This is a genomic window from Heliobacterium chlorum, assembly GCF_014502795.1.
Lineage (GTDB): Bacteria > Bacillota > Desulfitobacteriia > Heliobacteriales > Heliobacteriaceae > Heliobacterium > Heliobacterium chlorum.
The window spans coordinates 204,514-224,091 of the sequence record NZ_JACVHF010000003.1; the positions used below are offsets into that span (position 1 = coordinate 204,514).

At 51.9% G+C, this 19,578-nt stretch carries 15 protein-coding genes; 4 read left to right on the forward strand and 11 right to left on the reverse strand.

Annotated elements, in window-relative coordinates; translation table 11 throughout:
• Positions 1-86: 86 nt before the first annotated feature.
• The gene (locus H1S01_RS05705; RefSeq protein WP_188039123.1) at positions 87-1,178 is read left to right on the forward strand and encodes a hypothetical protein; all 1,092 of its coding nucleotides are present in this window, start codon (positions 87-89) and stop codon (positions 1,176-1,178) included.
• A 20-nt stretch (positions 1,179-1,198) separates the two neighbouring features.
• Here the strand turns inward: H1S01_RS05705 and H1S01_RS05710 are convergent, their stop codons facing one another.
• Both H1S01_RS05710 and H1S01_RS05715 read right to left on the reverse strand, forming a co-directional pair.
• A complete protein-coding gene (locus tag H1S01_RS05710) occupies positions 1,199-2,842 on the reverse strand; it encodes an amidohydrolase family protein (RefSeq protein ID WP_188039124.1) in 1,644 nt (547 codons plus the stop codon).
• Entirely contained in the window at positions 2,839-3,453 is a 615-nt protein-coding gene (locus tag H1S01_RS05715; protein ID WP_188039125.1) for a CPBP family intramembrane glutamic endopeptidase, read from the reverse strand. The genes H1S01_RS05710 and H1S01_RS05715 overlap by 4 nt, the downstream gene beginning before the upstream one ends.
• 108 nt (positions 3,454-3,561) lie before the next feature.
• On the opposite strand from H1S01_RS05715, the gene H1S01_RS05720 reads away from it, so the two are divergent.
• From H1S01_RS05720 to H1S01_RS05730, 3 genes are all read left to right on the forward strand, one after another.
• Positions 3,562-4,251: a DUF4912 domain-containing protein gene (locus tag H1S01_RS05720; RefSeq protein ID WP_188039126.1), complete on the forward strand. Its 690-nt coding sequence runs from the start codon at positions 3,562-3,564 to the stop codon at positions 4,249-4,251.
• Positions 4,248-5,849 (forward strand): glycoside hydrolase family 57 protein, encoded by a 1,602-nt coding sequence (locus H1S01_RS05725; RefSeq protein WP_188039127.1) that lies wholly within the window; start codon positions 4,248-4,250, stop codon positions 5,847-5,849. The genes H1S01_RS05720 and H1S01_RS05725 overlap by 4 nt, the downstream gene beginning before the upstream one ends.
• Positions 5,850-6,067: 218 nt before the next feature.
• The gene (locus tag H1S01_RS05730; protein ID WP_188039128.1) at positions 6,068-6,376 is read left to right on the forward strand and encodes a DUF4911 domain-containing protein; all 309 of its coding nucleotides are present in this window, start codon (positions 6,068-6,070) and stop codon (positions 6,374-6,376) included.
• Here H1S01_RS05730 and H1S01_RS05735 read toward each other — a convergent pair.
• The 9 genes from H1S01_RS05735 to H1S01_RS05775 all read right to left on the reverse strand — a co-directional run bounded on the left by H1S01_RS05735 (position 6,333) and on the right by H1S01_RS05775 (position 19,433).
• Positions 6,333-7,568, reverse strand: coding sequence for a glycosyltransferase family 4 protein (locus tag H1S01_RS05735; protein WP_188039129.1), 1,236 nt, complete (start codon positions 7,566-7,568; stop codon positions 6,333-6,335). The genes H1S01_RS05730 and H1S01_RS05735 overlap by 44 nt on opposite strands.
• A gap of 54 nt (positions 7,569-7,622) precedes the next feature.
• On the reverse strand, positions 7,623-7,988 hold the full coding sequence (locus tag H1S01_RS05740) for a carbohydrate-binding protein (RefSeq protein WP_235910743.1): 366 nt from the start codon (positions 7,986-7,988) through the stop codon (positions 7,623-7,625).
• Positions 7,989-8,240: 252 nt separating this feature from the next.
• Complete coding sequence (nifV, locus tag H1S01_RS05745) at positions 8,241-9,377, reverse strand: homocitrate synthase (RefSeq protein ID WP_188039130.1); 1,137 nt, start codon at positions 9,375-9,377, stop codon at positions 8,241-8,243.
• Positions 9,378-9,544: 167 nt separating this feature from the next.
• Positions 9,545-9,757 (reverse strand): hypothetical protein, encoded by a 213-nt coding sequence (locus tag H1S01_RS05750; protein ID WP_188039131.1) that lies wholly within the window; start codon positions 9,755-9,757, stop codon positions 9,545-9,547.
• Positions 9,758-9,792: 35 nt separating this feature from the next.
• Positions 9,793-10,254: a thioredoxin-dependent thiol peroxidase gene (gene bcp, locus H1S01_RS05755; protein WP_188039132.1), complete on the reverse strand. Its 462-nt coding sequence runs from the start codon at positions 10,252-10,254 to the stop codon at positions 9,793-9,795.
• Between the two features lie 105 nt (positions 10,255-10,359).
• On the reverse strand, positions 10,360-10,839 hold the full coding sequence (locus H1S01_RS05760; RefSeq protein WP_188039133.1) for an L-2-amino-thiazoline-4-carboxylic acid hydrolase: 480 nt from the start codon (positions 10,837-10,839) through the stop codon (positions 10,360-10,362).
• Positions 10,840-10,861: 22 nt separating this feature from the next.
• Positions 10,862-14,905, reverse strand: coding sequence for a helicase-exonuclease AddAB subunit AddA (gene addA / locus H1S01_RS05765; RefSeq protein ID WP_341479041.1), 4,044 nt, complete (start codon positions 14,903-14,905; stop codon positions 10,862-10,864).
• Complete coding sequence (addB, locus tag H1S01_RS05770; protein WP_188039134.1) at positions 14,902-18,465, reverse strand: helicase-exonuclease AddAB subunit AddB; 3,564 nt, start codon at positions 18,463-18,465, stop codon at positions 14,902-14,904. The genes addA and addB overlap by 4 nt, the downstream gene beginning before the upstream one ends.
• Positions 18,462-19,433, reverse strand: a complete 972-nt coding sequence (locus tag H1S01_RS05775) for a 3'-5' exoribonuclease YhaM family protein (protein WP_243237068.1) — start codon at positions 19,431-19,433, stop codon at positions 18,462-18,464. The genes addB and H1S01_RS05775 overlap by 4 nt, the downstream gene beginning before the upstream one ends.
• Between the last annotated feature and the right edge of the window lie 145 nt (positions 19,434-19,578).

The following is a 19,578-nucleotide window of genomic DNA, read 5'->3' on the forward strand; positions in this document are numbered from 1 at the left end:
TGGTTTGTCCGTTAAACGCAAGCAACTTTCTTAGTATTTTACCACGCCCCTCCGGGCTTAATAAGAAAAAGCCCGGAGGTCAACGCATGTTCTCCCCCGAACTCTTTTTAGCCTTGCTCTGGTCTGTCACCGGCGGCTTGCTTACCTTGCTTGGATCGACGGGAATCTTCGTCTCTCTCGTCGTCCAGCGGCGCATGGAAAGGCTGCAGGATATCTTGGAAGAGTTTTTGGAGCTCCCTTACCAGGAAAACCGCAACTTAGCCGGCCCCATGGTCAACCTGGTGCGTAAATACCAAACCCATTACCTCTTTCCCGATCGTCCGGGCCGGACCATCTTGTTTTACCTGGATTTTACCCTTTTGTTGATCGGCCTGATTTGGGTCTTCGTTCTTTACATGGCCCTGCAGCAACCGATCAGTGCCGCTTTTTGGGTTCAACTCGCCTTGGTGGTAATCATCGCCGGAAACTTCTTCATTTTTCGTCAGTTGCTTCAGCAGACTATCAATCCTACAGGAAACCCTCTCTTTAACCCGATCATCCCGCCGCCGCACCGGCTGCGTAGCGTCTCCTATCTCTCTCGATATGTGAACGTATCGGTTAAATCGATCCTTCAACAGGCCCGTTTTGCCCTGGTAATCACCGCGGAGGGTGAGATTCGGCTCAAGCAGGAGTTATCCTTTGACGACTTTTTTTACCTTTTTCACTGCCCTGACGTGGGATGTATGGCATGGGGAGAGTTACGGCTCACCTTCCCTCCCGACGCGATTACCAAAAAGCCTGTCCCTTTGTTGCGCAACATAGAAGTACCCCTGGGCTGTCTCTGTGAAAAAAGCCCGATTTCTAAAAACTTGCGTCAAAAATGCACGGACCTGTTGCCCCCCCTTGTCCATGCCATCATGTACGTGTTTCCTCAAGGGGAAAAGCATCCTATTCAGTATGATTTTGAACTCGAAAGAGAAGACGACGGTTATCACTCCCGTCCTTATCCGGAGATGACCGTACAATCATCCATCCTTTTTCAGGTTATCGAGGGGCAGCTCCATATCCTGCAAGGGAATCCACTCTTATCGCCATTTAAACAATACCGGGATTATTTCTCTTGGGACGGAGGACGCTATTACTGTCCCAACGCTTCGGGTCTGCCACAACAATGTACGGCAGACCCGGAGGTTCGGTAACCGATATAACTTTAGTTCGCTTATTCCTCTTCCTCATCGTCTGTGCTAGGCACTGGAGTGGTTTGCGGCTCTTGAATTGGTTCCGGCATGAGAGGCTTGCTCTTAAAGCGAAGCAGTTGGCCTTTACCTTGCCCTTCCGAGGGCATCTTTCCTTGGGAATAGACCATTGCACCGTTGACAAAGACATGGCGAATACCGCTTTTTTTGACTTGGCTTGTCGGCGATAGAAGCGCCGGATCGATCACGACCAGATCGGCCCAGTTACCTGTTTTAATCGAACCCCGGTCTTCGATGCCCAGAATCGCACAGGGTCTCGCCGCGAGTTTCATCGCGGTCTCTTCCCACGAAAAGAGGTTTTGACCTTTCACAAAGCGGCCTAAAAAGTCTTTTACGGCATCAGTACTGTACTCCGATCCGTTGCCTTGACCAGAATCGACGGTGAGGGCGACGAAGGGATCTGATGCCAGCCGCTGGATCCGTTCTTGATTGGAAGAACGGATGGTCACTTGGACCAAACCGGCTGATGTCAATTCCTTGGCCGCTCCATCCGGGGTAAGTGATCGTTCCTGGGCGATTTCGGCTAACGTCTTTCCGACGAGCGTTTTGGGATTTTCTCCGCCCACTTCAAGAATTTCAATCTGTTCAGCCGGATAATGGGCCATAGCTCGCTGTAAGGTTTGTTTGACACCAGCCGATTGCCGAGTGCTGGGGTATAGGCAAGTGTAGATTTCTTTGGTCGACATGTAAGCGCCCCGCAAATCTTGCTCCATCGCAGTGAGCCTTTCGTCGGAGGCGTTGCCGAAATAGCCCCAAGGCGACAGCAGTGTACGCACTTTCGTCTCTTTATGCAGGGATATGACCCGTTGGAGCAACACATCTGGATTGGCCGACGCCGGCGGCAAGGTTAATGCCAGCACAGCTCCTTTTTCTTGCAGCGCTTTCGCCAGCTTTGTCATTTCTTCGAAGGTGAGCTGTCGTCCCAGTTGGTCATCGAAATCGATGGTTAACCCGAAAGCTCCTTGTTCCAGCGAAGTGGATAATTCTTGCAGCAGATCATCTACGTTCGGTTTCGGCTGCTCCGCTGTCTTCGGAGGCGGTGGGACTTGTCCATACTCAAGGGCTGGCTCTTCCACCATTTTTTCCGACTTCTCTTGCTGATCTTTCAGCAAGTTAAAGAGGCCCTGATGGCCGGCGAGGACGGCGTAGTTGATCGGCAGTCCCGATCGAGCTGCCTGTTCCAGGTGTTTCGTCACATCTTCCTGCGCAAGGGCGCCGTAACCGGATAGCGTTGTTGTATAACCCTGTTTGACGAGACCGTCAAAGGCGGTCGATCCGTCGGCTGTTCCATCGAGACGGGAGTAGAGGTTCACAAAGCCAGGAAGGATCAGCAATCCCGATGCATCGATGACTTTAACGTCTGCTGGAGGTTGAATGATACCGATAAAGGCGACCTTGCCTTTTTTAAGGCCGATGTCGGCCTTGTACCGTCCTTTGCCGGTTCCATCCACAATTGTCCCATTCTTCAAGACAAAATCATAATGAAGCGGACGATCGACCAATTCGATTCCTTTTTTCTCCAAATAATGATTTCCGAAATACAACCCGACAAAAGTGGCGATAAATAAGAAAAGCAAAGCACCGACGATTTCTATGAGGCGTTTCACCGTATCCCTCCCCATGAGCTAATCCATATAAGAATCAACCCTGTCAAGTTCCAAAAAGCATGGGCGAACACAGCAGGAACTATACTGCGTGCTCGCAAGGCGCCCCGATTGAGCATGTAACCGGCCGCATAGAGCGGAAGAAATCGGTACGGATCGAGATGCATAGCCGCAAACAAAAGGGCTGTCAGGTGAGACGCCATTCTGTCTCCCCAACGGTGACCCATGGCAGGCAGAAGAAATCCTCGAAAAAAGCACTCTTCCGTAACGGGCGCCACAAAGGCCACAGCAAGAAACAGCAAGACCATTTGAGTCAAGTTGACGGCCCCCGCTTGGAAGAGCCGTTGGATCGGATGTTCTGGACCAGGAAAGATCCAGAACATCAAGGCACCTAAAAAAGTAACCGTTCCGTAAATTCCCACCCCGAGGACGATACCCTGTTTGACCATGTCGGTACTCCAGCGCCAAGAGGTAAGGAGTCCCCGGGTGGAACCTTCTACCGGCCAAAATCGACGAAACAAAGTGCTGCCCCCATAGGCCAATCCCATGAACAGCAGACTCGCCGCCATGCTTTTCAGTAAATTCAGTTCTGTGCTTCCCCATGTTATGTCCATACTAAAGTCATTCGGGGTACCGGGGAAAAATCCCTGCTGGCTTTACTAAATATGAAACGGGTAGACGGGAATACTAGGGAAGCAATTAGACCTAGGAGGTGCTTTCGATTGGCGCCGTGGTTTAACTTCGGCCTCTTTTTGCTGATCATCTTTGTCATCGCCATGACCATACTCCTGATCATATCTTGGATTAAGCGGGAGAGCCGCCGTCAACCGGTTCCGCTGAAAAAAGTCCTGCCGGAGTTTTCGGAAGAGTTGGCTCCCCTCAACCTTCGCCCACGTTTTGATAGCGGCCTTTCTTTTCTCCCTCACCAGTACGGTCAAGACATCATGGGGTTATTGCCCCGTAGTCCCTTTTCATTATATGCCTACTGGGAAGTTTCAGCAGAAACAGAGTTGGCGGCTGCCTCTGCTTTTGATCCGCTAGAGTGGCAAAACTCGCCTTGGAAACTGCGTCTCTTTGATGTGACCGATAAGGCCGATTTTGCAGAAGCGCCCTATGTGGACATATCGATTCCAGACGGTGCCGACTACTGGTACATTCACGGCGTTAACCCCTCCCACCGGTACCGGTTAGCTGTCGGTCGTTTGACGCGGGAAGGTTTTGTCACTTTGCTTTTGTCGGAAGCGGTCTTAACCCCTGCAGCGGCTCCTTCTCCCATCATCGATCCCGAATGGCCTCCTATCGCGGCACTTCAAGGTAAACCCTATCAAAAACAAAACCCCTTAACCTCGCCGGCCGGTGCTTGGAGCACCCTTTCCTGGAATAAGGCATCTTCTGGAGGCGCGACCAAATGAGTAAAGGCTTGATCGCCTTTGTTTTGCACGCCCATCTTCCCTATATCCGACATAAGGATCGAGAGGACTATTTAGAGGAGCGTTGGTTCTTCGAGGCCATCACCGAATGCTATCTCCCTTTGCTGCAGGTCTTTGAAGGCTGGGACCGGGATCGGTTGCAGGGCTCGGTGACGTTGACCATGAGCCCGACCTTGCTCTCTATGCTCGCCGATCCTCTCATGCAAGAACGCTATGTGAACCACATGTCCAATTTGACTTTGTTAGCCGAGTTAGAGATCGAACGAACTCAGGAAGATCCTGCTTTCTCCACATTGGCCCACATGTATCGGCACCGTTTTTCCGAAGCGCTTCATACTTTTAATGAACGATACCATCGGGATCTCATCGGAGCTTTCCGTCGTTTAATGGACCGGGGCATAGTGGAAATCATCCCCTGCCCAGCCACCCATGGTTACCTTCCTTTTATGCGTTTTTACCGGGAAGCACAGCGAGTGCAAATTGCCACCGCCGTAAATACGTACGAAGGATTTTTTCACCGGTCACCGCAAGGGATCTGGCTCTCTGAATGTGCCTATCACCCCGGTCTAGAAAATATCTTGGCAGAATTTCACCTTAAGTATTTTATCACCGACGCTCACGGTGTCCAATTCGCCACCCCTCAACCGCGTTACGGAACCTATGCCCCGATTATGACTCCAGCCGGCGTTGCTGCTTTTGGCAGAGATCTAGAGTCTTCCAAACAAGTCTGGAGCAAAGACGAAGGATATCCCGGTGATAGCGATTACCGGGAATATTATCGCGACATCGGCTTTGATCTCGATTTTGAATATGTGCGCCCCTTTATCCATCCCGAAGGAATTCGTTTGCATACGGGGTTTAAGTACCACCGGATCACCGATCGGGAAGGGTCTCATAAAGAACCTTACGTACCTGCCTGGGCTGAGTCCAAAGCCGCCCAGCATGCGGGAAATTTTCTCTTTAACCGTTCCAAACAGATCGAATACTTAAACGAGGTTATGCCAGAGAGAGAACCGCTGATCCTCTGCCCCTATGATGCCGAATTGTTCGGTCACTGGTGGTATGAGGGGCCCCGATTTTTAGATCAAGTTATTCGCCGTCGTTCGGAAGTCGACGCAGGGATTGAATTTATCACCCCCTCAGGGTATCTGCAGCGATATCCTCGCATTCAACCGGCCACGCCTTCTGAGTCGAGTTGGGGTGCTGAGGGCTATCATGAAGTCTGGCTCGAAGGAAGCAACCACTGGCTTTATCGCCACCTGCACCGAGCAGCCGAACAGATGATCGATCTATCCCGGGAACAGTACTACGCTGACGGCTTATCCCAGCGTGCCCTCAACCAGATGGCCCGGGAACTGTTGCTGGCCCAAAGCAGTGACTGGGCCTTTATTATGAAAACGGATACGGCCGTCAACTATGCCGTAAATCGTTCGGTGTACCATTTGAATAATTGTCTCGCTTTGTCGGAGATGCTCACGGGGAAAAAACCACTGGATGAGAGCCTTGTGGACGATCTGGAAGATCGAAACCCTGTATTTCCCCGTGTTGATTTCCGGAAATACAGTCATCCAGTGCCCTGAAGACAACTTGAAAAGCTTGATGAAAAAAGCCCGCCGTTTACAATATAACCGGAGGGCTTTTTTATCGTTAGTAACAATTATTTTTCGGAACTTGAGTTAAATAGGTTAGAATCTGTTGTAATAAATGGTCACCAAGAAGGTACAAGGCGGTATAAGCCTGGAGTGAAGTGGAAAGAGTCGATTCATCGGTAGGATCTATTTATTAGGAGGCTTTTTACATGTCACGATATAAGGGGAAACGGCAGTTAAGCGATATTTATAAAAAAATCCCATCGGACAGCCCGGTGGGATTGGTACGTTTGCAGGAACCACAAGAAGCGTCCCTGTTTTTGCGCATTATGGAAGGATACAGCCACCTGGCAATGATTGTACCTTTGTACCCCGATACAGGTTGGTACAGCATCTATACGACACCAGACAATCGACAGGAGGTTGAATCCATCCTGTCGACACTACCGGTTCGGTTGACAACGATGCAGTTCGTCAATGCCGGACAGCTACCTGTAATAGTTCTGCAAGGCGATTGACGGGACGACGCCGTTCTGGAACGGCTCGCACCGTTTCGACCGAATTGTACACATTGACTGTTCTCGCGGCGATAGCGTCCCAAGAATAGATTTCCCGCACTTCCCGAGCGCCTATTTTGGTCATGGACTTGCCGAGTAGCTCATCGCCTAAGGCCGTTTTGATTTGTTCAGCGATAGACCCTGGATTGTTTGGGTAGGCCTTCAACCCGTTATGGCGATGCTTGACGATTTCGGCGAGCCCGCCCGTTTCAGAGACGACACAAGGTGTTTCGGCCGCCATCGCTTCCAAAGCGACGATACCAAAAGGCTCGTAGAGACTAGGGAAAACGGCTACGTCAGCCCCACGTAAAAGACCCACTTTGGTAGGTCCTTGAATATACCCGGCAAAGTGAACTTTATGGGCTATTCCCCGGCGTTCTGCCAGGTGTTTCAAGTAATTCATCTGGGTGCCTGTTCCGCCGATGACCAATTTGGCATCAACGTGGCGCAGCACTTCCGGCATCGCGTCGATCAGGACTTGCACACCTTTTTCCCAGACGAGCCGGCCCACATAAAGGATAATCCGTTCGTGGTCGGCCGCGTATTGGCTGCGTTCAAAGCCTTGGGCCTTTTCAGCGGAAAAATCGTCAGGATGAACCCCATTGGGGATGACGGCCATTTTGTCTCCGGGAATTTGGAAGATCCGGCTCAGTTCCCGCTCCATATGTTGGCTGCAAACGATGACCCGCCACGCTTCATATCCGAGCCACCACTCAACCTGGCTGATATAGCGCTGCAGGTCATTGTGCAAACCGTTATGGCGCCCCCACTCGGTGGCGTGGATGGTGGCGATCAACGGTTTTTTCCATCCATGTTTTAAAGCTCGTCCTGCATAGGCGACGAGCCAGTCATGGGCATGAATGATATCGAAGTCGCCTACTTCGGAGGCAACTTTTTGCGCTTTTTCCATGAAGGCGAAGTTTAGATGATGAATGTGACCAGCGAAATCGAGCGACCATAAGGAATAGGGTTGAATACGGTGGACATGAACGCCGCGGTCCCTTTCGTCGCTGGGCAGACCATCTCCACCTTGGGTGATCACATGGACTTGATGGCCTTGTTTGACGAGGGCACCGGCCAAACCATGGACGTGCGGAGCTAAGCCGCCCACCACGTTGGGCGGGTATTCCCAAGAGAGCATGAGGATTCTCAAATCAACACCTCCATAGGTTCACCGAAAAGGTTTAGGAGGGGCCCTAAAGGCCCCTTACCCGTTGTGCACCTGAATCGTCCAGTTAACGCCGCTGTTGTTGTCCCAGTTTTGGGCCGAATCATGGAAGCAGAAGTTCATGGTGCCCAAGTCGTGAGCGGGAAGAACCTTGACCCATCCGTAGCCAGTCTTATCCATCTCCACATCCTGTACCTTTTGCCACCGGTTTGCATCGCCATAACCGACATGGAGATAGACCTGATCGGCTCCGCTGTTGGCGAGCAAGCCCGAGTAAAGGATACAGACTTCCTGGCCAGCCGTGGCGGGCAGGGGGTCAATCCGAACGCCACCGGGGTAGATGTTTTTTGACATCTCTTCTAGACGGTTGTCCACGCTGAAGTTACTATACTTTTTGTCTCCCAAATAAATCACCTCCGTTGGTTTTCGGGGCCATCGTTATTCGGGACCACTTCAGGGGACAGTGAATCTCGATGCCGCTCTTAGTATGCGACTCTTTTCTGAGGCCTATGAACGGGACAGAGGGTAAATAAAAGCATTCGGGGAACCATTTGTGTCTAGATGAAAAGGTTTCGAGAAAAAGCAAAAAGGCCCGGAAGGGAGCAATTCCTTCCAGGCCTTTCAATAGATTACATTAACTCACGGGAAAATATGTTTTTAGTGTTCAGGATACCCGTAGAGCTCTTCATAGATGTACATGATTTCCTTTTCAAAGAGGGGACGCTTCAATTGGACAGCCGTTTCACGGACGCGGGCCAGAACTTCGGCAGCCTGTACTTCCGTCATATCGATTTCAAACTCACGGAATTTGGCTTTGATGGAAGCCGTGCCGGAGTGCTTACCGATAACGATCTGACGAGCAAGACCCACTTCTTCAGGAGAAATGACTTCGTAGGTTTTCGGGTTTTTCAGAACGCCGTCGCCATGGATCCCTGATTCATGGGCAAACATGTTGGAGCCGACGATCGATTTCCAAGAAGGCAAGAATCGACCGGAAGCGCGGGAAACATATTCACAAACTTCATGGAATTTATCGGTCTTGAAGTTAAGATCGATATCTTCAAGATATTTAAGAGCCATAACCACTTCTTCCAGAGCCGAGTTCCCAGCCCGTTCGCCGAGACCGTTGACGGTCACGCCGACATGGGACGCGCCGGCTTTCACGCCGGCTAGGGCGTTGGCAGTAGCCATACCGAAGTCGTCATGGGTGTGCATTTCAATATCTATATCGACTGCTTCGCGAAGTGTATTGATTCTATCATAAATGATAAAGGGTTCCATGATTCCGACGGTATCACAATAACGAATCCGGTCGGCGCCCACTTTTTTCGCTTCACGGGCAAACTGAATCAGTAAGTCCATATCTGAGCGAGACGCATCTTCTGCGTTGACGGAGACATAGACGCCTTGCGATTTCGCAAATTCGCAGGCTTTCATCATCGATTCGAGAACCCACTCCCGAGAGGTCCGCAGCTTTTCTTGTATATGAATGTCCGATGTAGAGATAGAGATAGCTACCGCGTCACAGCCGCAATCAATGGAGTGTTGGATGTCAGAGATAACAGCACGGTTCCAACCCATGATGCTGGCTTTAAGACCCATCTTGCAGATTTGCTTGATGGCTTCTTTTTCATCGCCGCCCATGACGGGAATCCCTGCCTCGATCTGGTGAACCCCTAACTCATCCAGCATACGTGCAATCCGTAATTTTTCTTTGTTGGCAAATACAACGCCTGCTGTTTGCTCACCATCACGCAACGTTGTGTCTACGATAAATACCTGCTTATTGGTCAACACCCTCACACTCCTCATGCATATTTATGTTATTTTACGTAAAGACTATTATATTTTATCATAAATACATGCTAACGCAAGAATAGCGGAGCTCATATACTGTATACAGGAAAAACCGCCTATTTTACGGGTTTTTTGCTAATTTGTCGACATTATTTGACACTCAACTAGGCCCATTCGACAGCAACAATCTTTTCAATCAGTAGCGGACGCTGCTGCGGCTCGGCCAAATCAACGGGAAGTACATAGGCCAATGGCGGATCTATGTCTACAACTTGATATCGCTTGACCGTACCGTCAGAAAAATAGACATAGACCTGTCGTTCCGAGGTCTTCGCTTGTTCTAACATGTTATAAACGTGGCTCCGGTGCAAGCCCATGTTACACACCCCCTGACCTGCATTCGGATTCCTTTTTAGCCGATGGAATCGAGCACTTTGGCAGCGTGTCCTGCCGCTTTTACCTTACGAAAAATATGGGTAATGATCCCGTCGGGATCGATGATAAAAGTGGACCGCTCAATCCCGATGGACTTTTTCCCGTACATGTTCTTTTCTTTCAGCACCTGATAGAGGTTGCAAAGGGTGCTGTCACCGTCGCTGAGCAGGAGAAAAGGCAGTTCCTGTTTCGCGATAAATTTACCATGGGATGTGACACTGTCCCGGCTCACACCAAAGACCACCGTGTTTTTGGCCTGAAATTGACCATGTAGATCTCGAAATTCCTGAGCTTCGGTGGTACAGCCAGCCGTGTTGTCTTTGGGATAAAAATATAGGACCACATAGCTGCCTCGAAACTGGCTCAGGGTAACTTCTTCTCCATTCGATGCCGGAAGGGTAAAGTCGGGAGCGATTTGACCTGTAATCAATTCTGCCATGGAATTGAACCTCCTTGGAATGTCTGTATCACTATCCTACCTGCTTATAGAGAATTTATTAGATGCGAAGTAATGTCGTTCCGTTCCTACCGGCTAACTCCAAAGCTAGGATTTCTTTTTTCGGAAAACCATCCGGCAGCAGGCGTCGCCAGCGCCAATGCGTTTTTCCGGGATGAATTCGAAATCAGGGAAGCAGGACATGATCCCACGGTCCCCTTGTACAGCCCAGTCACAGAGAACATCGGTCTGTTCAACGGTGCAGCCGTGTCGTTCCTGCCAAGCGGCTACCAAGGGGCAATGATGAAATTCAATGACCGCCTCTTCCGGGGTGACTTTGGCGATATTCATTTCGAAAACCGCTTGTGATACGGGCTTGGCAAACTGTTTAACCAGTTCCTCCATGTCCGACGTCGGTTCCATGGCTTGCCCCTTCATCTGACCGTAACGAAAAATTGATTTTTTCGCTATAGCCTCCGCGTCAAAACCTTGGTCTTTGGCTTCTTCCAACATCAGATAGAACCAAGTAGCTCGGTCTTGAAAGGCTTGGCGCACTGTTTCGAGGGAAAAGGATTTTTCTTGGGTCACAAGGTTACACCTCCGCAGTTTTTTACAGAGCCAATTCCTGACCGGTGGAGATCAAGTACAGGTATCGATCTTTCACCGTCGTACCCATGATTTTCTCGATGGCTCGATGATAGAGGTTGATCTGCCCTCGGTATCTTTGGAGTAGGTCTTCGAGCCAATCATCCTTACTTTGACTGGCCGGGCGGTGGTCTGTCTTGTAGTCTAGCAGTACCCAGCCGTCAGGTTCTTCAAAGAGGCAGTCAATGACCCCTTGCACGACAAGGAATTCTGCGGGAGGGCTCTTCGGATCTACTTCTTGCGCAGAAAGGGCCAAACTAAAAGGGACTTCCCGTAGAATCTGTCTGGACTGACCTAATCGTTGACCAAGGGGACTCTCCACGAAACGCAAAACCTCTCCTAGTTCAATTACATCCCGTTGCTCCCCTGTTAATATTTCGCGCTCTACCAGGCTGTCTACCTGCTTTTGAATCGCTTCTTTTGTTAAGTTTTCTGCGTAGTTTAAGTGCTGCATGACCAAGTGAACGGCTGAACCTCGTTCAACCGGCGATAGACGGGTTTGCTGCTGGAGAAAACGGGGACGGATGTCGATGAGGCGGTCAGACGTTTTTTGGGGAATGTGCCGACATTCTACCTGTGATGATTCGGGCCATCGATCGGTCCCAGGGAGTTCATCGCTGTCTAGATTCATCTGGGCAAAGCGGTCTTTCACTTTGCTCACAGCTACCTTTGCCGGAATACCGGCGGCGTCCCGATAGGGATACTGCCAGGACAAGTAAGAGTCAACGTGGTCAGTGCCGGTAACCGGTTCGATTCGGTGCAGTTTTTCTATCCATTCCGGATTTAGGGGCCTTTGAACCTTCTCCAACTCTTCTTGCCGGAGAAGGCTTGCTTTGGGCCAATATTGAATCTTCCATCGCGACAGACCGCTCTTGGCCAGAACCCTCACCGTTTCAGTTGCTGCCTGTGCTTGAAGGGCAGCCGAATCGTCTGCATTCTCAGCGTTCAATAAACCGGCAGCCCAGTTGTGGATATCTTTACCGTCATGGTGGCATGCCAGTGATGGGCCGATCCAATCGATATAACTTTTCGCCCGTAAAAGCACTTCGTCAGGAAGCGGTCCTATTTCCGTAGATTTCCCTTTGCTTCCTTCGAGGGACGCCAAAGCGTCCTGCACCCACTGGCGGGCTGAATCTTCCAGGTTGCGGATAGTACCAACCAGGATGAGTTTTTCTTTGGCCCGCGTCAAGGCTACATAGAGAATCCGCATCTCTTCCGCCAAAGTTTCCCGGTACATTCGGCGCTGAATGGCAAGTTTCGCCACTGTGGGGTAGCGAAAGCGCAGCGCTGTGTCGACGACGATGGGACCGAGGCCTAGATTTTTATGAATGAGTAGATCTTTATTGAGGTCCTGTGTATTGAACTGAGTCCCCAAGGCTGTCATAAAGACGACAGGAAATTCAAGGCCTTTGCTTTTATGGATGCTCATGATGCGGACTACGTTTTCCTTCTCCCCTAAAGCACGAGCCGTTCCTAAGTCGCCGCCCTGATCCTGAAGACGTTCGATGAAGCGGAGGAAACGGAAGAGCCCGCGAAAACTGGTCGCTTCATATTGACGAGCCCGGAAGTGAAGAGCCCGCAAGTTGGCTTGACGCTGGCCCCCGCCAGGCATGGCACCGGCATAGTCATAGTAGCCGGTCTCTTGGTAAATTTTCCAGATCAGTTGGGAAAGAGGACTTCGCCGGGCCAAGGTCCGCCAGTCTTCGACCTGCTTGAAAAAGCGGCCAAGCCGTTCCGCAAGTTTGCTGTTACGGGGATCCGAATCTGTCGGTCCAGTCCCTTCGACTCTCTCGATAAATGCCCGGGCCGCCTCATAATAGCTTCCCCGGCTGTCGGCCAGGCGGATTTGGGCCAGTTCTTCCGCTGTAAATCGGAACAAGGGCGATCGTAAGGTAGCGACTAGAGGGATGTCCTGACGAGGGTTGTCGATGACCCGCAATAAAGAAAGCATCACAGAGATCTCCGTCGCTTCAAAATAGCCGGCGCCTACTTCAGCATAAGCGGGTACACCTACGGCTCGAAATTCTTCGAGAAAGGTATCAGCACGCCCTCTTGTCCCCCGCATCAAGATGACGATATCACGGTAGGCGACGGGTCGATAACCGCCTTGGTCCTTGTCAAAGACAAGCATTGCGCTGTCCACAAGTTCCTGTATGCGTTTCGCCACCATCCGCGCCTCATATTGAGCGGCTTCGAGCACTTGCAATTCCGATTCCTCGGTGCCTTCAACGTTATCGATAGCACTGCCGTTTGAATCATTCCTATCGCTGCCTTGGGCCCCGCTATCGTCGGTTCCGCCTTCCTTAGACAGGGACGCCTCGTCATTCCCGTCAGGCTTTCGTTGGATCAGGTGCAGTTCGATCGTCCGATCTAGGTCCCGGTTCTCGTCATCGGGCAAAGCGGGGAAATTAGCACCGTGAACCAGTTCGGCTTTTGTATCATAATCCATCTCTCCCGCTTGCTCCGTCATGATTTGGCGGAAGATGAAGTTAACACCGTGGATCACGTTGCTACGGCTGCGGAAGTTTTTCGCCAAATCGATTTTTTGCCCGATCAAGCCGCCCTCTTGCTCACCGGTATGCTCCTCATAGGTTCCGTAGCTTCGATATTTTTCTAAAAACAGCCCCGGTTCAGCCAAGCGGAAGCGATAAATGCTCTGCTTCACATCACCGACCATAAAGCGGTTTTGACTTGAAAGGAGCCGTAAGATGGTTTCTTGCACCATATTTGTGTCTTGGTATTCGTCGGTCAAGACTTCATGAAAATGGTCTTTGAGATCGAGTGCCAAAGAAGAGGGCGACGGATCGGACCGCTCCGATGCTGGGTCTAGCAGGAGGCGCAGGCAAAAATGTTCCAAGTCGTTAAAGTCCACCAGGCGCTTTTCCAGCTTCGCTTTTTTAAACTCCCGTTCAAAGGCGAGCACTACCTCAACGAGTGCCTCCATTGCCGGCAAAGCCAATTGCAAGTCAACCAGCAGATCTTGAGGACTGCGGTTGAAGTATTTCGCTTTGATCGAAGACAGTTTTTTCTTGGCTTGATTGCGGCGGCGAGTCACCTCTTCCTTCAGCCCTTCGTCGACTTGGCCCCGTACAGCTTTAGCCCGGGCGAAGGCCATGTCCTCAAAGAGCTTATGTAGCCGGCTCCAGGAATGTTTAGCCGCCATCATCATGTCTTGCACCATCTGAATGTCGGTAATCATTCCGTCGGCATAAGGAACTGGACCTCCGGGAAGCCGGCACAAGGCTAAGGCCCGGGTCAGCGTTCCTTCCACCTCGGCCAAATCGATGGACAATTCCCGGCGCAAAGCGGTAAACCAGGGAAGTTCTTCCCAAGACTCGCTTTGAACCGCTGCCCGGAGCACTTGCAAGATGTCTTGAAGCCACTGTTCCGGCCAGGGTTGGCTCATCGCTTTGTCGTAAAGTTGGATCACCATCTCCTGCAGGGCTATGTCGTCTCGATCGCCGCCATAAGCGTCTACCAGGACCTCAAACGTTTTTGGGGTGCTTTCGCTGTTGCCCGATGCCTCTATCGTTAGGACCTTTTCACCGGAGGTCTCACCGACCTGCTCGTAGAGGCGTTCGAAGACATCGTCGAGAACATCTTGCCGTAGCAAGGCGATTTCCGTTTCGTCAGCTACTCGGAAAGCCGGATCGATGTCAAGACGGTAATAATGACGACGCACCAGATCGAGGCAGAAGGAATGCAGTGTCGTGATGGGCGCTCGATTCAAGAGAACCAGTTGATGACGCAAGTTCTTCTGCTCGGGATGGGCAGCCAGCTCTTTCGTGAGGGCAGCTCCGATGCGCTCGCGCATCTCCGCAGCTGCCGCATTGGTAAAGGTGACCACGAGCAGCCGGTCCACATCGATACCTTCTTGGATGATGCCAATGATCCGTTCTACCAGTACAGCCGTCTTGCCGGAGCCTGCCGCTGCCGCCACTAGGAGGTCACTACCCCGGGCCGTCACGGCCTGCCACTGTTCATCGGTCCATTTTGGATCTCGTATCACCGGATCACCCCCTGTAGAATCGGAATGGAGCCGTCGCCGACTTTTTGCCAGAGGATCTCCGGCGCCTCATCGACGAGTGTGCGATAGCCGTTATCTTGCAAAAGCCGGTCAAACTGGCAAACCGGTTTATAGGGGCAAAAACCGCAAGCCAGACGGTCATCCCGCCGGTAAGGCTCGATAGCGACAAAACCCTCCAAGATGGCGTCGCCGACCCGCGAAAAGACTTTTCGCAAATATCCTCTGAGCATGCTGAACTGTACCAAAGTGAGCACCGAAGAGGCGCTGTAGAAAGAACCGTCTTTTTTCAATCCTACCGGAATGAGCGGTGAGTATCCGTTGGACGTTTCCTTATCCATGAGGGCGACCAATTCGGGTTCGGCCAAGACATGGCCGCGCATTTTCAGTTCTTTTAAGAGAGACTGAGCCGCTTCATCCGGTCCGAGGGGGCCTCCTGACGATAGCAGGGGATTGCGCACGCCGAAATAGAGCATTCCGCCCGGCTGGCAAGGGGTACCCAGGGAAGGCCCTCCACCCAGTAAGGGTTGAATGAGTTTATTTCCGTGCTGCAAAGCCACATCAAGGTAAGTGAGCAGTTGCAGCTTTAAACCATGGACCATGTCAGCAAGCTTCACATCGGCTCGGCTGGATTTGTAGTCGATCACTCGCAGCCAGGGCTTCTCTTGGGCGATCACCCCGTCAATGCGGTCAATGCGGCCGACCAGATCCATGTAATGGCCTCCAGTCAAGGGAACTCGCACCGGCGGCAACAGTTCGCCAGGACCGAAACCGATCTCCAGCCCCAGCGGTTGAAACTCTCCTCGCCGGGCATGTTCGCCGAGCACATGGACGGCCTGAGAAAGGGTTTGCTGGAGCCGTCCCGTCAAATAGCGGTAGCGGGCCGTGCTGAGAAGGATCTCGTTTTGCAGCTGCGGTGCCAGCGCGGAGACGACCTCTTTGGTCATCTTCACCATCTGATCCTGTTCCAGGGCGCCCCAATGAAGATTTTCATGGCGAAGGCGGTCACCAAACTGTTTTAAGGCCGCATGGAAAAACTGGCCTAAATCGGGCGCTTGAAGGCGAAAAACAGGGCGCTCTTTTAAGCGCAATCCATAGGAGACGAAGTGAGCAAAGGGACAGGCCAAAAAGTTCTCCACCCGGGAGACGCTGGCTTTTAATGGAGCACCATATAGACGGCGGCTGACAGGTTTCGGCAAAAAGTGCTCCTGGTTTTTATGCCAAAGGCCGGCAAGGACTCGACTCATATGATCGCGCCATTCCGATCGCGCTGCCATCCAAGAATAGGTCTCCCACCAGACTAAGGGAATCGCTCGACCAGTCAAAGCCTCCCTGAACTGGGGGATTAGATAGGAAAGGCTTCGTCCACCATGGCAGATGTATTCCCAGGCCAGTTCCTCTTCAAAGCTGTGCAATTCCTGAGTCCCGGCTCTAGAAACCAATCCCGGTTCAAGGCTCCAAGCTTTTTCCTTACGGTTAGGGAAAATCTCCCACACCCGAGCGATCACCGGCGACGGTAGTTGGGCACGGCCCTCCTCGTCGGCTAATGGAAAAGAGAGATAACACCGTTCCTGCGCCCGTGTGATAGCTACATAGACGTGATATTCCTCATCGAAAAGTCGGCGGCGGCTCCCCGGAGCGAGTTCTAGTCCCGTCTGTTCCTGGATGCGTTCCCGTTCCCGATCATCAAAGATGCCGTCATCTTTAGGCCGAGCCGGAAGCACTCCCTCCGAGACGCCCAAGACAAAGGCAGCTTTTACTTCCGGGCTGCGAGAACGATCGAGCGTACCGATGAGCACCTGATCGAGTTCCGGCGGGATGAGGCCGAGACGCAAACTGTCGAGTCCCGCCTCCATGACGACCGCATAGGTAGCTAGATCGATCGGCTTATCTCCGAGCGATTCGACGATTTGATCAAAAAGGTCCATAATCGCCGACCAGACCTGACGATGGGCTCGAGCCTCTTCCAGTCGTCCCTCTTCTTCACAAGTTGTTATCCATTGGCCCAGTCGTTCCGGCACGTTCAACTCGACCAGTAATTGGTAAAGCGCCGCCGTAACTGGCCGAACCTCCGTCGAACCTTGGACAGCTTTTTGGAAGTTCAGCAATGCTGCCCGAGCCCGATCGCGGGCATCGTTGATAGCGGCTAATTGGGCCAATTCGGCATCGTTGTATTCCCTATCGTCGTCCCCTAAGGTGAGCCGGCGGCGAAACATCCACGGTTGACTGTCCCGCCAGCGCCAACTGCGGATGCCATGGGAAAGAACGTAGTTCTCTAACCGGTCCACTTCGTCCCGGTCGATGGGAACCAGATCCGTTTTTAAATAACGAAAGACAGGCTCATAAGCCCAGTCTTTAATGACCGCTTCGAAAGCCGAGCGAATGAGTTCTACTAAAGGGTGATGAGCAACAGGTCGTTTTCGGTCCATGAAAAAGGGAATGCCGAAGTCTTGAAAGACGGCGGCAAGCAGTTCCTGATAAGACTCCAAGTCACGGAGGAAGAGGGCTATGTCCCGCCAGCGATAGCCTTGCTCCCGGCAAAGACGGACCATCTCCCTCGCCACCCCTTCCACCTCGCTGCGGCGATTGACGGCGGCACAGATTTGCAGGGCCGGTGCATCATCGGCCCAGACGAGACTAGGCCTACGGAAGTAAAACGATTCTAGATGCTGCAGTTCCGGCGCCTGCTGAAAACGGGGCGCCAATTCCGGTGTAAGATGTAAGGCTTTTTCTATCGAAACTTGCTGGTCCTTCGCTAATTGCAGGAGTTTTTCCTGAGTCTCACGAGTGCGGTAAAACGGATCGGTCAGATCACAAGGAAGATCCAACTGAGTTGGATCCAGGCAGAGAGCCACGCTGACCCGGTGGCAGGTCTTCATGAGAGCCCCGATGACAGACAATTCCTGCGGGGTAAAACCAGCAAAACCATCGATCCAGATCTCCGCTTCTGAAAGCATGGCTGACTGAGGAATCCGTTCTGCCAGCAAGTGCAAATAGTCATCGGGATCGGTGTACTTGCCTTCTAAAAACGCATTTAAGGCTTTATAGAGCAGTGCCAAGTCATGGAGTTTGTCCGTCAACAAGCTCCCGCCCTGCCCTGCCGTCAACTCGGACTGACAGCGTTCCAGATGGTCGATGTCAATATTATAGATTTTTAACTCCGATAAAGCTCCCGCCAAAGCGTCGGCAAAACCGGGCTGGCCGGCGGATCGATGAAAAAGGCGTAGTTCATCTTTGTGGGACTCTAACAGTTGGCGCAGGATCATGCGCTTGCCTAATTCGCCGATAGGGATGCGAGCACTTCCCCCTACCTCTTGAAGCACCCGGTAGGCGAGGCGACGAAAACTAAATACCTGAGCGCGGATCATCCCACCCAGCTCCGGCACCGCCGAAAGAGATCGCTCCGTTTGAAAGGTGGCCTGTTCCGGTACTAAAAAGATGAGGGGCGATCCTTGAGGAGTTCCCTTGACTTCTCGAGTGATTTCCTGCAAGCAGGTCTCCGTTTTGCCGACACCAGCCCTGCCCAGGATGAAGCGAAGGCTCACCGCTCATCGCCTCCCTCTCCGACATAAAATCGGCGCTCCATACTCTTGAGATAAGGGGTCCAGCCGTCTTTAGCCTCGGCGAGGGCTTGTCGTATCTTAAACATGTCCGCATCAAAGCGATCGGCATAGTGCAGAATGAGAGCTTCCACCATCTGTGGACGCTTCGGCGACTGCCACTCATACTCGCCATGGTGGCTGGCGATAAGATGCTCAATCTTTATGCGCAATTCCTTGGGGAATCCTTCGACCTTTTCCATCCAGCGGTCTAATAAATTGATGCCGATAACGATATGACCGAGGAGGTTTCCCTCGGTCGTATAACCGATGACCCTGTCATATTGAAGTTCGGCGATCTTGCCGATGTCATGGAGGATGGCCCCTACGGTGAGCAAGTCCTGGTTGGCTTCAGGGACGTTGTCAGCTAAACGAAGGGCGGTTTGTAAGACGCCTAGCGAATGTTCCAACAATCCGCCGATATATGCTTGGTGGTGACTCATCGCTGCCGGTGCAGTCGAATAAGCGTGACGAATCTGGCTATCGGCAAACAGATCAGTTAAGAGCGTACGCATAAAGGAATTCTCGATCCGGGAAATGGCTTGGTCCAGTTCCAGTTCTAAAGCATTCCGGTCCCTCGGCGTCACGGGTAGAAAGGCTTCCCAATCGACATCCTGCGGATGGACCGGCTCCACGGCATGGATATGTAACTGGACGACTCCCTGATATTCGGTAGCCTGCCCTCGGATGCGAAAGACCGTCTCTTCCTTTAATACTTGAGCAAACTGCTCTCCTCGATCCCAGGCACGCGCTTCCATCTTACCGGTACGGTCTTCCAGCACAGCCGTCAAGTAATGACCTTTCGAGGGATCCCGGTAAGGCATTAGCGAAAAACGTCGAACGACGAGAAAATCGTCCAATCCCTGGCCCGCTTTCAGGTCTTTTAACCAGGTACGAGGTTTTTGGGGCTTCATAGGTTGCACGGAGTCAACTCCTTCACTTTTTCCCAAGAGGGTCAAGGACTCCCGGTGATATAAGAATTAATTCTGCAACCGTACGATAAATTCCTTTGGCATCAAATAGCCTTTCAACTTATTTCCAGAATAAGAAAACAGCCGA